Raw genomic sequence first — 14,062 nt, 5'->3', positions numbered from 1 at the left:
ATCCCCCCTTATGCGTACGGCAGACAAGCGACAACACGTTTGTGGTCGGCAGCGGAAACAAAGAACTTCGGTCCCAGCTGACGCTTACGCTTGCTGCTCTTCTTGGTCAGGATGTGACGCAGGTGGTTGTGCTTGCACTTGAAGCGACCTGAGCCAGTCTTTTTGAAGCGCTTCGCAGCACCCCGGTTGGTTTTCATCTTCGGCATTTCATACTCCGCATTGTGAGTGACAACAAAATCGCAAGGCGAACCGACACATGGAGCGAGCCACATGTGTCAATTACTTGTGGGCCTTAAGATTTCTTCTTGGGCGCGAGGACCATCACAGCTTGACGGCCTTCGACTTTCGGGAACGATTCGACTACGGCCAACTCTTCCAGATCGTTCTTGACGCGCTCCAGAACCTTGATACCAAGATCCTGGTGGGCCATTTCACGACCACGGAAGCGCAGGGTGACCTTAGCCTTGTCCCCGTCTTCCAGAAAGCGAACCAGGTTGCGTAGTTTTACCTGATAGTCGCCTTCGTCAGTGCCAGGACGGAATTTGATTTCCTTGACCTGGACGACTTTCTGCTTTTTCTTCTGTTCTTTGGTGGTTTTGCTCTTTTCGTAGAGGAATTTGCCGTAATCCATGATCCGGCAAACGGGCGGCTCAGCGTTCGGACTAATCTCGACCAGATCCACTTCGGCCTCAGCGGCCAAGTTCAGAGCTTCCTGGATGGATACGATACCGAGCGCTTCGCCATCCAGACCAGCCAAACGAACTTCTTTCAGTCGGATCTCTTCGTTGATCCGGTGAGCGCGGGCTTGCGGCTGCTTGCCCAGTTTTTTTCCGCCTTTTATAGCTTATTCCTCCACTTTCTTTTGTCCGCGGGTCTGAACTTCCTGGGTCAACAGAGCAATCAGCTCTTCAACAGGATAAGTACCCAGGTCAGCCCCTTTGCGAGTCCGTACTGCAATCTTGCCGGCTTCAACTTCTTTATCGCCGCAGACCAGCATGAAAGGCACTCGCTTCAAAGTATGCTCGCGGATTTTAAAGCCTATCTTCTCATTTCTCAAGTCCGCTTTTGCACGAAGACCCGCATCATTCAATGCTTTGGCTACTTTTACTGCATATTCGGCCTGATTGTCAGTGATATTCATGACCACTGCCTGAACCGGAGCCAACCAGGTCGGGAACAGACCGGCGTACTCTTCAGTCAGAATACCGATGAAACGCTCCAGCGAACCCAGAATGGCGCGGTGGATCATGACGGGTACGTGTCGCTCGTTGTCTTCGCCCACATAGGTGGCGCCAAGACGGCCCGGCAGGGCAAAGTCGAGCTGCACGGTACCACATTGCCAGGCACGATCAAGGCAATCGTGCAGGGTGAATTCAATCTTGGGACCATAGAAAGCCCCCTCGCCCGGCTGCAGATCGTACTTCAGGCCATTCACTTCCAGCGCTTCGGCCAAGGCGGCTTCGGCACGATCCCATGCCTCGTCGGAACCGATGCGCTGCTCCGGACGGGTAGAGAGCTTGACCACGATGTTCTCGAAACCGAAGGTACCGTAAACGTCATAGACCATGCGGATACAGGCAGACACCTCTTCCATGATCTGCTCTTCGGTACAGAAGATGTGGGCGTCATCCTGAGTAAAACCACGCACACGCATCAGGCCGTGCAGGGAGCCTGACGGCTCGTTGCGATGGCAAGATCCGAATTCGGCCATGCGCAGCGGCAGATCGCGGTAGGATTTCAGACCCTGATTGAAGATCTGCACATGACCCGGGCAGTTCATCGGCTTGATGGCGTACTCGCGATTCTCTGACTGGGTAGTGAACATGGCCTGGGCATATTTATCCCAGTGGCCGGAGCGCTCCCACAGCACACGGTCCATCATGAAGGGACCTTTCACTTCCTGATAGTCGTACTCTTTAAGCTTGCCGCGGATGAAGGTTTCCAGCTCGCGGAAGATGGTCCAGCCGTCATTGTGCCAGAACACCATGCCAGGCGCCTCTTCCTGCATGTGATACAGGTCGAGCTGCTTGCCGATCTTGCGGTGGTCGCGTTTGGCGGCCTCTTCCAGGCGCTGCAGGTAGGCCTTGAGCTGTTTCTTGTCAGCCCAGGCGGTACCGTAAATGCGCTGCAGCATCTTGTTGTTGGAGTCGCCACGCCAGTAGGCGCCTGACATCTTCTGCAACTTGAAGTGGTGGCAGTGACGCATATTGGGCACGTGCGGCCCGCGGCACATATCGATGTACTCTTCGTGATGATAGAGACCGGGCTGATCATCACGGGCGATGTTCTGATCCAGGATCTCGACCTTGTAGGTCTCGCCACGGGCTTCGAACACATCGCGTGCTTCCTGCCAGGAGACCTTCTTCTTGATGACGTCGTAATCCTTGGCGGCCAGCGCCATCATGCGCTCTTCCAGGGCAGCCAGATCTTCATCGGTCAGGGTGCGGTCGAGATCGATGTCGTAGTAGAAACCGTTGTCGATGACGGGACCGATGGCCATCTTGGTCTGGGGCCAGAGTTGCTTGATGGCATGACCCAGCAAGTGGGCGCAGGAGTGGCGCAGAATGTCCAGACCTTCTTCGTCTTTGGCGGTGATGATGGCCACGGAGGCATCGGCTTCGATCAGCTCGCAAGCATCCACCAGTTCACCGTTTACCCGACCAGCAATGCACGCCTTGGCGAGACCGGGACCGATGTCCGCGGCCACATCCATGACGGAAACAGAATGGGCAAATTGACGTTGGCTGCCGTCAGGCAGAGTAATGATTGGCATTATATGTTTCCTTATACAGTGGTGACCCGTACCAAAGGTCACATGCGGGATGGAAAATCGATTCAAAAAAGGGTGATGTTCTGGTTCTCCACAGCACTTTGCGAAGCCGGCCTGTCACGAGAACAGCGAATTTATCGAGGCAAACCAAGCCAAAACGGGGCAATCCTACCAGAAGTTGTTGCAGCTGTATCGGGTTTGTCGAGATTTTCTACAACCGGCCGGGGGCATGGCCAATTATGGCCCCAAAAGAGGCTGCCAGTTGAAATCGAAGGTGCTGTTCCCCTCCTCTGCCCGCACCAGCTCCTGCAGCACCTTCAGCGCCAGCTTGTTGCCCTTCCGAGAGGCCTGATAGAGCCACTGTTTGGCCTGGGAGAGATCAACCTGCCCACTGGCTCCCATCAAGTGAAGCACACCGACTTTGAGCATGGCGGGTACATCACCGTTGCGAGCCGCCAGCTCCATCCAGTGAAATGCCTCGCGCAGATCCTGCTTGACCCCGGCTCCGCGCAGATACACTTCCCCCAGCCGATATTGGCCGAAGGCGTCTCCCGCCTGAGCGGCCTGACGATAAAGGTCGATGGCCAGGGTCATGTCCTGCTCGCTACCCTGCCCCACCTCGTGGCTCCAACCCATCAGAGCTTTGGCACGGGGGAGCCCTTGCTCGGCCAGTGGCAACCAGACCCGGGTCGCCTCTTCAAAATGGCCGGTGCGCCAGGCCCGGTTGGCCGAGGCCATCTCCTGCTCGGTAGTGAGCGGAATGAGACGCCAGATAGCCAGACCGATGACACCGATAAACAACCAGCGGGAAGAGATGGGCTTCATGATGATTTCCGTGATCCGGTTCGCACTTTTCTTATGTAAACGAAATGTAGCGAACGGATCAAGCAAGAGATCCATTTGTCATGCTTTTTTATGCAAAGGAAGGGAGAGGCTTGCACTTTACCCTGCCGACTTGCATCATTACTGTATATATAAACAGTAATGATGCAAGACGATGGCAGGACGAGGCAGCGCTCACAATATCGATCACCGTTTCAGCGGCCCGCTTATCGAGGTGGTTGACGACGGCTGGCAGCAATCCGAGTGGGAAGCGGCCTTCACCCCAAGCCACCCGCAAACCCGGATAACAGAGATTCAGGCCCGCAACATCATTAGCTACAACGACTCCCCCGACATTCCCTTTGGCCGCTCCATCAATCCCTATCAGGGGTGCGAGCACGGCTGCATCTACTGCTATGCCAGGCCCAGCCACGCCTATCTTGAGCTCTCCCCCGGCCTTGACTTCGAAACCCGACTGTTTGCCAAGCTCAACGCCGCCGATCTGCTGCGTAAGGAGTTCGCCAAACCGGGTTATCAGCCACAAACCATCGTCCTCGGGGCCAATACCGACCCCTATCAGCCCATCGAGCACCACTATCGCCTCACTCGCGAGCTCTTGACGGTGATGCTGGCCCATCGCCACCCGGTGGGGATCATCACCAAGAGCGCCATGATCCTGCGCGACCTCGATCTGCTGACCGAGCTGGCCCGGGAAGGCCTGTGCCAGGTGATGGTGTCAGTCACCACCCTCAATGAAACCCTCAGACGACAGCTGGAACCGAGGGCCAGCAGCGGAACCGGCCGGCTCAAGGTGATCGAGAAGCTGACCCGGGCAGGCGTGCCGGTCGGGGTGCTGGCCGCCCCCATGATCCCGCGGCTCAACGAGCCCGAGCTCGAGCAGATCATCAAGGCCGCTGTCGCGGCTGGTGCCGGCTGCGCCGATTACATCTTGCTGCGCCTTCCTCACGAGCTGACCACCCTGTTCAGCGACTGGCTGGATGAACACTATCCGGGCCAGAAGGAGGCCATTTTGAACCAGTTGCGGGCGAGCCGGGGCGGCACCCTCAACAGTTCAGCCTTCGGCACCCGCATGCGCGGTCAGGGTCAGTTTGCCGATCTGCTTGCCCAACGCTTTCGCCTCATCAGCAGGCGCCTTGCGCTCGGCAAGCGGCACATTCAATTGCGGCGCGATCTCTTTATGCGTCCCGGGGAACAGCTCAGCCTGTTTTAATTCTGATCATGATGGCAGGCCCCTGAACTTGACCCTCTTGCGAGGGGCAGTTCAACCAGGTCGATCTCCCCGCCCTTGCGCCAGTAGTTCGACCGGCAGTCGCGAGGGTTCATGAGCAACTTCGTGCTCTTCCTCTCTTGCATGCAGCATCTCTGACTCGCCCCATACCCGGTTCCACCAGATCTCCCATGTGATCCAACTGGTCATATGCAGCTCCTTGTAACGGTAATGACAGGGATAACTCGCTGGTTGCCGCATCAGGATGACTCTCCCCGATGACAAGGGCATGACAGCCACTCGCTTCGGTTTCACGCCTGGCTGACACCAATCACGCACAAATAAAATGAGCGACCATGAGGTCGCTCTTTTTTCATCAGACAAAGGGGTAACGATTACTCGTCGCCCGCCTCCCCGGCATCGACAGCACCTGTATCCGCTTCGGTATCGGTGCCTTCGGACACCTCACCTTCCACGGCCACTGCGTCGTTTTCGTCCTCGTCGCTCTCGGCGATACGCTGCAGACCGACCACGGTTTCGTCTTCACCGGTACGGATCAGACGCACACCGCCGGTGTTGCGACCGATGACGCTGACCTCGGCGACGCGGGTGCGTACCAGGGTACCGCCATTGGTGATCAGCATGATCTGGTCGGTATCTTCGACCTGGATCGCATCGATCACCTTGCCGTTGCGCTCGTCCACCTTGATGGAGATAACGCCCTGGGTACCGCGGCTCTTGGTCGGGTATTCATCCAGCGCGGTACGCTTGCCGTAGCCGTTCTCGGTGGCGGTGAGGATGGCACCTTCGCCACGGGGCACGATAAGGGAGACCACACGGTCACCGGCGCCCAGCTTGATGCCACGCACACCGGCGGCGGTACGACCCATGGGACGCACGCCCTTGAAGGTGCCCTTGCTCTCGGTGCTTTCGCCGTTGTCGCTGCCATCATCGTCATTGCCGGCATCGTCGTCGTTTTCGACGTCATCGCTGGCATCCGCATCGGCGCGACCGCTGCCTTCCGCGAAGCGAACGACCTTGCCCGCGTCGGAGAACAGCATGATCTCGTTGCTGCCGTCGGTGATGTCCACCCCGATCAGCTCATCGCCCTCTTTGAGGTTGATGGCGCGAATACCGGAGGAGAGCGGACGGCTGAAATCGGACAGGCTGGTCTTCTTCACGGTACCGTTGGCGGTGGCGAAGAAGACATACTTGTCGGCGTCATATTCTTTAACCGGCAGGATGGCGGTGATGCGCTCACCCTCATCAAGCGGCAGCAGGTTGATGATCGGACGACCGCGGGCGCCACGGGACGCCTCCGGCAGCTGATACACCTTGAGCCAGTAGACCTTGCCACGGGTGGAGAAGCACAGAATGGTGTCGTGGGTGTTGGCCACCAGCAGACGCTCAACAAAGTCCTCTTCCTTGATCCGGGTGGCTGACTTGCCACGACCACCGCGGCGCTGGGCCTCGTAGTCGGAGAGCGGCTGATACTTCACATAACCTTGGTGAGACAGGGTAACGACCACGTCTTCCGGGGTGATCAGATCTTCGATGTTGATCTCGGCACTGGACATGCTGATTTCGGTACGACGATCGTCGCCGTACTGCTCGCGCACGGCCAGCAGTTCGTCGCGGATCACTTCCATCAGGCGAACCGGGCTCGCCAGGATGTGCAGCAATTCGGCAATGAGATCCAGCAGAGATTGGTACTCTTCCAGGATCTTCTCGTGCTCGAGGCCGGTCAGCTTGTGCAGACGCAGGTCAAGAATGGCCTGAGCCTGCTGCTCGGTCAGGTAGTAGTGACCGTCGCGAATGCCGAACTCGGGCTCCAGCCACTCGGGGCGGGCCGCGTCGTCACCGGCTTTCTCCAGCATGGCAGCCACGTTGCCGAGCTCCCAGCCCTTGGCAACCAGGCCCGCTTTCGCATCCGCCGGGGTCGCGCTGTGGCGAATAAGCTCGATCACCGGATCAATGTTGGCCAGTGCAACTGCCAGACCTTCCAGGATGTGCGCCCGATCCCGCGCCTTGCGCAGTTCGAACACGGTCCGGCGGGTCACCACTTCACGGCGGTGCAGCAGGAACGCATCCAGGATCTCTTTGAGGTTCATCACCTTGGGCTGGTTGTTATCGAGCGCCACCATGTTGATGCCGAACGTGGTCTGCATCTGGGTGTGCTTGTAGAGATTGTTCAGCACAATCTCGCCGGACTCGCCGCGCTTGATCTCGATAACGATGCGCATGCCGTCCTTGTCGGACTCATCGCGCAGGGCGCTGATGCCCTCGATCTTCTTCTCTTTGACCAGCTCGGCGATCTTCTCGATCAGACGAGCCTTGTTCACCTGATAGGGGATCTCGTGAACGATGATGGTCTCGCGACCACTCTTATCGTCCACTTCCACCTCGGCCTTGGCACGCACATAGATGGAGCCGCGACCGGTACGGTACGCCTGCACGATGCCGGAGCGACCGTTGATGATGCCGCCGGTGGGGAAATCAGGTCCGGTGATATAGGTCATCAACTCGTCGATGGTGAGATCGCCATTCTCGATCAGCGCCAGACAGCCGTTGACTATCTCGGTGAGGTTGTGAGGAGGAATGTTGGTCGCCATGCCCACCGCAATACCGGAGGAGCCGTTGACCAGCAGGTTGGGAACCTTGGTGGGCATGACAGCCGGGATCATCTCGGTGCCGTCATAGTTGGGCACCCAGTCCACGGTCTCTTTGTCCAGATCCGCCAGCAGCTCGTGGGAGATGCGGGCCATCCGCACTTCGGTATAACGCATGGCGGCGGCGCTGTCGCCGTCGACCGAACCGAAGTTGCCCTGACCGTCGACCAGCATGTAACGCATGGAGAAATCCTGCGCCATCCGGACGATGGTGTCATACACGGCACTGTCGCCGTGCGGGTGATATTTACCGATTACGTCACCGACCACACGGGCCGATTTTTTATAGGGCTTGTTCCAGTCGTTCCCCAGCTCGTTCATTGCATACAGAACGCGGCGGTGAACCGGTTTCAAGCCATCACGCACATCCGGCAGAGCTCGTCCTACGATCACGCTCATGGCGTAATCAAGATAGGAACTCTTGAGCTCTTCTTCGATGTTGACCGGCGTGATCTCTCTGGCCAGATCGCTCATAGAAAGCCTTAATCCCTAATTAGTTGTTCTTTGGCTTAAACAGCGCGACATGTTAACACACCAAGGCGAATTTCTTAAGCCACAAATCGGGCTGGTTTGACAAAGTCCGTCCGTTATAATGCCCGCCAGGACAATAGATTGCGCGCGACTCCCTCTCGCGCCCTTGCCACAGGATCTTCGAGAAATGAACAGTGACGCCAATGTCGATCTGACCGAAATCGCCAAATTTGAAGCCATCGCCTCCCGCTGGTGGGATATGGAGGGAGAGTTCAAGCCCCTGCACCAGATCAATCCGGTGCGCCTTGACTGGATCACCGACAAGAGCGGCGGCCTGTTTGGCAAGCGCGTGCTCGACATCGGCTGCGGTGGCGGCATCCTCTCCGAGAGCATGGCCCGTCGTGGCGCCAGGGTAACCGGTATCGACATGGGCAAGGAGCCCCTCGGGGTGGCCCGCCTGCACGCCCTGGAGCAGGGGGTGGAGCTTGAATACCGCCAGATCACCGCCGAGGCGCACGCAGCCGAAGCCGCCGGCCAGTACGACGTGGTCACCTGCATGGAGATGCTGGAGCACGTGCCGGATCCGGCCTCCGTGCTGCGCGCCATCGCCACCCTGGTGCGCCCGGGTGGCAAGGTGTTCGTCTCCACCATCAACCGCAACCCCAAGTCTTATCTGATGATGATCGTCGGGGCCGAATACCTGATGAAGATGGTGCCCAAGGGGACCCACGACCATAAAAAGTTCATCACTCCGGCCGAACTGTGCCGCATGGGTGAAGCGGCAGGCCTTCTGGTGCGTGACATGAGCGGCGTTCACTACTCTCCGCTCACCAACCACTTCAAGCTCGGCCGCAACGTCGACGTCAACTACATGGTGGAATTCGTCCGCCCGGAGCAGAGCTGATGGCAGATACCCCTCGGGCGCCCCTTCGCTGCGTGCTGTTTGATCTGGACGGCACCCTGCTCGACACAGCGCCGGACCTCGGCGCCGCTGTGAACCATGTGCTGGTGAGTGAGGGCTTTGCCCCGCTCTCTGACGACATCATCCGCCAGACCACCTCCCATGGGGCGCTCGGCCTGCTCAAGGCAGGCCTTGGCGACGAGCTGCTTGAGGAGCTGGGAGCAACGCGCCTGCGTACTGCCCTGCTCGACCACTATGCGGCCAACCTCTGCGTCGGTACCCGCCCCTATGAGGGAATGGTGGATCTCATCGAATGGCTCGACGAGCGGCAACTTCCCTGGGGCATCGTCACCAACAAGCCGGGTTTTCTCACAGAACCCCTCCTGGCCGCCCTGCCCGAACTCGCCAGCTGCGGCGTAACGGTCAGTGCCGACACCCTGCCGGTGCGCAAACCCGACCCCGCCCCCATGTACTTTGCCTGCGAACAGCTGGGGGTCGATGCCGCCCACTGCCTCTATGTGGGAGATCATGTGCGAGATATAGAAGCGGGTCGCAATGCAGGGATGCGCACCGCCGTCGCTGGCTGGGGTTACCTCAATGACAATGAGGATCCCGCCGACTGGGGCGCGGATCTGCAATTCGATACCGTGCAGGCGCTGCACCACTGGTTACGCTACGAGCTGGGCTGATCCTGCGATCATAAAAAGGCGGGCAACATGTTGTCCGCCTTTTTTATGCCCAGACAATGCCTATACTCTGCCGCGCCGCCATTCCTTATTGATGGATATTAAAGGCGCCTTATCCCTACCACCATACTCATATGAAAAACCAAGGCGCCTCGCAGTTCCCGGGTCCACCATACCTGCATCAGCGCCGCGAAGAAGCGCGACCGCAACAACTGGACAGCTTTTGTACCCTGTTGCATAAGGGATAATCAGTGTTCTGGCGCTAGTAAAATCCCCCCTCTTTCGCAAGCAAAAAAAGTTATTTAAATTTTCCATCTTCGATCTGGATACTTGCATTTGACGAAGCGGACGAATGAAAACCCGCTCACTGTGAGCGATCACTAACAGCGGTCGCAACACTCACAATTTATCCACAGCAAGCCAGTTATCCACACATTGCATTGAGGGGCTGACCTCACTATCTTGTAGCTCGAAATCAAAATAACACTATATCTTGTGATTCATCGCACAATCTCTGCCCAATTCCGCCTCAAGTCGGTGTCAGCACGGCAGCATTGTGCGATGGTTTTTCGGGAATCAACCGATACCGGCAGGTATCAATGAAAGGGGTCATCAGCCAATGAACTTGTTTGTGACGAAGCGTAACGGACACAAAGAACCCATCGATCTGGATAAAATTCACCGCGTGCTGGACTGGGCCGCCGAGGGTCTCGACAACGTGTCGGTCTCCCAGGTGGAGCTCAAGTCCCATATCCAGTTCTATGACGGCATCCGTACCGCCGACATCCACGAGACCATCATCAAGGCGACCGCTGACCTTATCTCCGAGCAGACCCCTGACTATCAGTACATGGCTGCCCGTCTGGCCATCTTCCACCTGCGCAAGAAGGCCTACGGCCAGTTCGAGCCGCCCCACCTCTATCAGCACGTCGCCAAGCTGGTGGACATGGGCAAGTACGACAAGCACCTGCTGGAAGACTACACCCAGGCCGAATACGAGGAGCTCAACGCCCACCTCGATCACTGGCGCGACATGAATTTCTCCTACGCCGCGGTAAAGCAGCTGGAAGGCAAGTACCTGGTCCAGAACCGCGTCACCGGCGAAATTTACGAGAGCCCGCAGTTCCTCTACATGCTGGTGGCGGCCTGCCTCTTCTCCAAGTACCCGAAAGATACCCGTCTGGACTACATCAAGCGCTTCTATGATGCGGTCTCGACCTTCAAGATCTCGCTGCCGACCCCGATCATGAGCGGCGTGCGCACCCCGACCCGCCAGTTCAGCTCCTGCGTGCTGATCGAGTGCGACGACAGCCTGGACTCCATCAACGCCACCGCCAGCTCCATCGTGCGTTACGTCTCCCAGCGCGCCGGTATCGGCATCAACGCCGGCCGTATTCGCGGTCTGGGCAGCCCCATCCGTGGCGGTGAAGCGTTCCACACCGGTTGCATCCCCTTCTACAAATACTTCCAGACTGCGGTCAAATGCTGCTCCCAGGGCGGCGTGCGCGGCGGTGCGGCCACCCTCTTCTACCCGCTGTGGCACACCGAGGTGGAGAGCCTGCTGGTACTGAAAAACAACCGCGGCGTGGAAGAGAACCGGGTTCGTCACATGGACTACGGGGTGCAGATCAACAAGCTGATGTATCAGCGCCTCATCAAGGGCGGCGACATCACCCTGTTCTCCCCGTCCGATGCGCCGGGTCTGTACGATGCCTTCTTCGCAGACCAGGACAAGTTCGAAGAGCTCTACGTCAAGTACGAGCAGGATCCGGCCATCCGCAAGAAGACCCTCAAGGCGGTCGATCTCTTCTCCCTGATGATGCAGGAGCGCGCCGGCACCGGTCGCATCTACATCCAGAACGTGGATCACTGCAACACCCACAGCCCGTTCGATCCGAGCGTGGCGCCGGTGCGCCAGTCCAACCTCTGTCTGGAAATCGCGCTGCCCACCAAGCCGCTTAACAACATCGATGACGACAACGGCGAGATCGCGCTGTGCACTCTCTCCGCCTTCAATCTGGGCGCCATCGACAAGCTGGAAGATCTCGAAGAGATGGCCGATCTGGCAGTGCGCGCCCTGGACGCCCTGCTCGACTATCAGGACTACCCGATCGCCGCCGCGAAGAAAGGCAGCATGGGTCGCCGCACCCTGGGTATCGGCGTCATCAACTACGCCTACTACCTGGCGAAAAACGGTGCCCGCTACTCTGACGGATCCGGTCTGGCCCTGACTCACCGCACCTTCGAGGCGATCCAGTACTATCTGCTCAAAGCCTCGGTGCAGCTGGCCCGCGAGTTTGGTCCCTGCCCGCTGTTTGGCGAGACCACCTATGCCCAGGGGATCCTGCCCATCGATACCTACAAGCGGGATCTGGACACCATCTGCAACGAGCCGCTGCACCTGGATTGGGAAGCACTGCGCGAGGAGATCCGCACCGTGGGTCTGCGCAACTCCACTCTGACCGCCCTGATGCCGAGCGAGACCTCCAGCCAGATCTCCAACGCCACCAACGGCATCGAGCCGCCACGTGGCCTGGTCTCCGTCAAGGCATCCAAAGACGGCATTCTCAAACAGGTGGTGCCCGAGTATGATCGTCTGAAAGATCAGTACGAGCTGCTGTGGAAGCAGCCGAGCGTGGATGGCTACCTGCAGCTGGTCGGTATCATGCAGAAGTTCGTGGATCAGGCCATCTCGGCCAACACCAACTACGATCCGGCCCGTTTCGAAGGCAACAAGGTGCCGATGAAGCAGCTGCTCAAGGATCTGCTGACCGCCTACAAATACGGCCTCAAGACCCTCTACTATCACAACACCCGTGATGGTGCGGACGACACCCAGACCGATCTGCAAGATGACGGTTGCGCGGGTGGGGCCTGCAAGATCTGATAAACCGGGCGGGAGCATTGGCTCCCGCTCTCCCGTTTTCTCTATTCACGTATTCTGGTAACCATGGCCTACTCAACTTTCTGCCAAACCCAAAACGACCAGCTCAAAGAGCCGATGTTTTTTGGCCAATCGGTCAACGTAGCCCGTTATGATCAACAAAAACACGAGGTGTTCGAGCGCCTGATCGAGAAGCAGCTCTCCTTCTTCTGGCGCCCGGAAGAGGTGGACGTCTCGCGGGATCGCATCGACTACCAGGCCCTGCCTCCCCACGAGCAGCACATCTTCATCTCCAACCTGAAGTACCAGACCCTGCTGGACTCCATCCAAGGCCGCAGCCCCAACGTGGCGCTGCTGCCGCTGGTCTCCATCCCGGAGCTGGAAACCTGGATTGAAACCTGGGCCTTCTCGGAGACCATCCACTCGCGCTCCTACACCCACATCATCCGCAACATCGTCAACACCCCCGCCCAGGTGTTTGACGACATCGTCACCAACGAGCAGATCCTGAAGCGCGCCGGCTCCATCAGCCACTTCTACGACGATCTCATTGAGGCGACCGCCCTCTACAACCTGCATGGTGAAGGCACTCATCTGGTGGCTGGCCGCGAGGTGACCATCACCCTGCGCGAGCTCAAGAAGAAGCTCTATCTGTGCCTGATGAGCGTCAACGCCCTTGAGGCGATCCGCTTCTACGTGAGCTTTGCCTGCTCCTTTGCCTTCGCCGAGCGCGAACTGATGGAAGGCAACGCCAAGATCATCAAGATGATCGCCCGCGACGAAGCGCTACACCTGACCGGCACCCAGCACATGCTGAACCTGATGCGCAGCGGCCAGGACGATCCCGAGATGGCAGAGATCGCCATCGAGTGCGAGCAGGCCTGCTTCGATCTGTTCAAGGAAGCCGCCATTCAGGAAAAAGAGTGGGCGGAGTACCTGTTCCAGGACGGCTCCATGATCGGCCTGAACAAGGACATTCTCTGTCAGTACGTGGAGTACATCACCAACCTGCGGATGGCCGCAGTGGGCCTGCAGCCGGCCTTCTCCGGCACCAAGCAGAACCCCATCCCCTGGATCAACACCTGGCTCTCCTCCGACAACGTGCAGGTCGCCCCCCAGGAAGTCGAGGTGAGCTCCTATCTGGTGGGCCAGATCGACAGCGAAGTGAATGCCGACGATCTGGGTGACTTCGAGCTGTGAGTGACGCCGTCGGCACTCTGGGCACGTCACCAGCCCCGACACAGGCCGAAACAACCTCCCCCCGGGTTCATACCCGGGATGGGGTTGTTTTGCATGCCCATCCGGGCGAGAGCGTACTGGAAACCCTGGAGCGCCACGGCCACAGCGTCGAGTTCCAGTGTCGCAGCGGCTATTGCGGCGCTTGCCGCACACCGCTGTTGGCCGGCAAGGTGCACTACCCCAGCGTGCCGCTGGCCTTTGTCTCCCAGGGCGAGTGCCTGCCCTGCTGCTGCAAGCCGGTGGGTGCCATCCGTCTCGATATCCAGACCCTCGATAGCCAGAAAGAGTGACCTCGATCTGCATTCGTGAAGTGCTCGACACATAGCCCAAACAAAAAACCGCCGGATTGCTCCGGCGGTTTTTTTATGGCGTTTTCTGCCCGGTTCGAGCAA

At 58.5% G+C, this 14,062-nt stretch carries 11 protein-coding genes; 6 read left to right on the top strand and 5 right to left on the bottom strand.

What is annotated here, in order from left to right:
* Window positions 1-8 precede the first annotated feature (8 nt).
* From rpmI to ACB034_RS02870, 4 genes are all read right to left on the bottom strand, one after another.
* Window positions 9-206: a 50S ribosomal protein L35 gene (gene rpmI / locus ACB034_RS02885; protein ID WP_005300673.1), complete on the bottom strand. Its 198-nt coding sequence runs from the start codon at window positions 204-206 to the stop codon at window positions 9-11.
* A gap of 86 nt (window positions 207-292) precedes the next feature.
* Window positions 293-823, bottom strand: coding sequence for a translation initiation factor IF-3 (infC, locus tag ACB034_RS02880; protein WP_234923365.1), 531 nt, complete (start codon window positions 821-823; stop codon window positions 293-295).
* A 21-nt stretch (window positions 824-844) separates the two neighbouring features.
* Window positions 845-2,773 carry a threonine--tRNA ligase gene (thrS, locus tag ACB034_RS02875; protein WP_225632466.1) on the bottom strand — a complete coding sequence of 643 codons (1,929 nt, stop codon included), beginning with the start codon at window positions 2,771-2,773 and terminating at the stop codon, window positions 845-847.
* A gap of 234 nt (window positions 2,774-3,007) precedes the next feature.
* A complete protein-coding gene (locus ACB034_RS02870; RefSeq protein ID WP_268854514.1) occupies window positions 3,008-3,595 on the bottom strand; it encodes a tetratricopeptide repeat protein in 588 nt (195 codons plus the stop codon).
* Window positions 3,596-3,767: 172 nt separating this feature from the next.
* On the opposite strand from ACB034_RS02870, the gene ACB034_RS02865 reads away from it, so the two are divergent.
* Complete coding sequence (locus tag ACB034_RS02865; RefSeq protein WP_371172025.1) at window positions 3,768-4,823, top strand: PA0069 family radical SAM protein; 1,056 nt, start codon at window positions 3,768-3,770, stop codon at window positions 4,821-4,823.
* 392 nt (window positions 4,824-5,215) lie between these two features.
* Here the strand turns inward: ACB034_RS02865 and gyrA are convergent, their stop codons facing one another.
* Window positions 5,216-7,963 (bottom strand): DNA topoisomerase (ATP-hydrolyzing) subunit A, encoded by a 2,748-nt coding sequence (gene gyrA, locus ACB034_RS02860; RefSeq protein ID WP_371172024.1) that lies wholly within the window; start codon window positions 7,961-7,963, stop codon window positions 5,216-5,218.
* A gap of 184 nt (window positions 7,964-8,147) precedes the next feature.
* On the opposite strand from gyrA, the gene ubiG reads away from it, so the two are divergent.
* From ubiG to yfaE, 5 genes are all read left to right on the top strand, one after another.
* A complete protein-coding gene (gene ubiG / locus ACB034_RS02855; RefSeq protein WP_042069312.1) occupies window positions 8,148-8,864 on the top strand; it encodes a bifunctional 2-polyprenyl-6-hydroxyphenol methylase/3-demethylubiquinol 3-O-methyltransferase UbiG in 717 nt (238 codons plus the stop codon).
* A complete protein-coding gene (locus tag ACB034_RS02850) occupies window positions 8,864-9,550 on the top strand; it encodes an HAD family hydrolase (protein ID WP_042069311.1) in 687 nt (228 codons plus the stop codon). The genes ubiG and ACB034_RS02850 overlap by 1 nt, the downstream gene beginning before the upstream one ends.
* A 616-nt stretch (window positions 9,551-10,166) precedes the next feature.
* Window positions 10,167-12,434, top strand: coding sequence for a class 1a ribonucleoside-diphosphate reductase subunit alpha (nrdA, locus tag ACB034_RS02845; protein ID WP_371172023.1), 2,268 nt, complete (start codon window positions 10,167-10,169; stop codon window positions 12,432-12,434).
* 63 nt (window positions 12,435-12,497) lie between these two features.
* Window positions 12,498-13,631 (top strand): class Ia ribonucleoside-diphosphate reductase subunit beta, encoded by a 1,134-nt coding sequence (gene nrdB / locus ACB034_RS02840; RefSeq protein ID WP_026457495.1) that lies wholly within the window; start codon window positions 12,498-12,500, stop codon window positions 13,629-13,631.
* A complete protein-coding gene (gene yfaE / locus ACB034_RS02835; protein ID WP_268854520.1) occupies window positions 13,628-13,960 on the top strand; it encodes a class I ribonucleotide reductase maintenance protein YfaE in 333 nt (110 codons plus the stop codon). The genes nrdB and yfaE overlap by 4 nt, the downstream gene beginning before the upstream one ends.
* Window positions 13,961-14,062: the final 102 nt, after the last annotated feature.

It is taken from the genome of Aeromonas sp. S18(2024) (assembly GCF_041402525.1).
Classification (GTDB): domain Bacteria; phylum Pseudomonadota; class Gammaproteobacteria; order Enterobacterales; family Aeromonadaceae; genus Aeromonas; species Aeromonas enteropelogenes.
This window is presented reverse-complemented; position numbering and strand designations above follow the sequence as displayed.

Excerpts from the sequence above, each read along its gene's own strand:
- ACB034_RS02850 (WP_042069311.1), top strand. The coding sequence starts at position 8,864 with ATGGCAGATACCCCTCGGGCGCCCCTTCGCTGCGTGCTGTTTGATCTG.
- thrS (WP_225632466.1), bottom strand. The coding sequence starts at position 2,773 with ATGCCAATCATTACTCTGCCTGACGGCAGCCAACGTCAATTTGCCCAT.
- nrdA (WP_371172023.1), top strand. The coding sequence starts at position 10,167 with ATGAACTTGTTTGTGACGAAGCGTAACGGACACAAAGAACCCATCGAT.
- gyrA (WP_371172024.1), bottom strand. The coding sequence starts at position 7,963 with ATGAGCGATCTGGCCAGAGAGATCACGCCGGTCAACATCGAAGAAGAG.
- rpmI (WP_005300673.1), bottom strand. The coding sequence starts at position 206 with ATGCCGAAGATGAAAACCAACCGGGGTGCTGCGAAGCGCTTCAAAAAG.
- ubiG (WP_042069312.1), top strand. The coding sequence starts at position 8,148 with ATGAACAGTGACGCCAATGTCGATCTGACCGAAATCGCCAAATTTGAA.
- ACB034_RS02865 (WP_371172025.1), top strand. The coding sequence starts at position 3,768 with ATGGCAGGACGAGGCAGCGCTCACAATATCGATCACCGTTTCAGCGGC.
- nrdB (WP_026457495.1), top strand. The coding sequence starts at position 12,498 with ATGGCCTACTCAACTTTCTGCCAAACCCAAAACGACCAGCTCAAAGAG.
- ACB034_RS02870 (WP_268854514.1), bottom strand. The coding sequence starts at position 3,595 with ATGAAGCCCATCTCTTCCCGCTGGTTGTTTATCGGTGTCATCGGTCTG.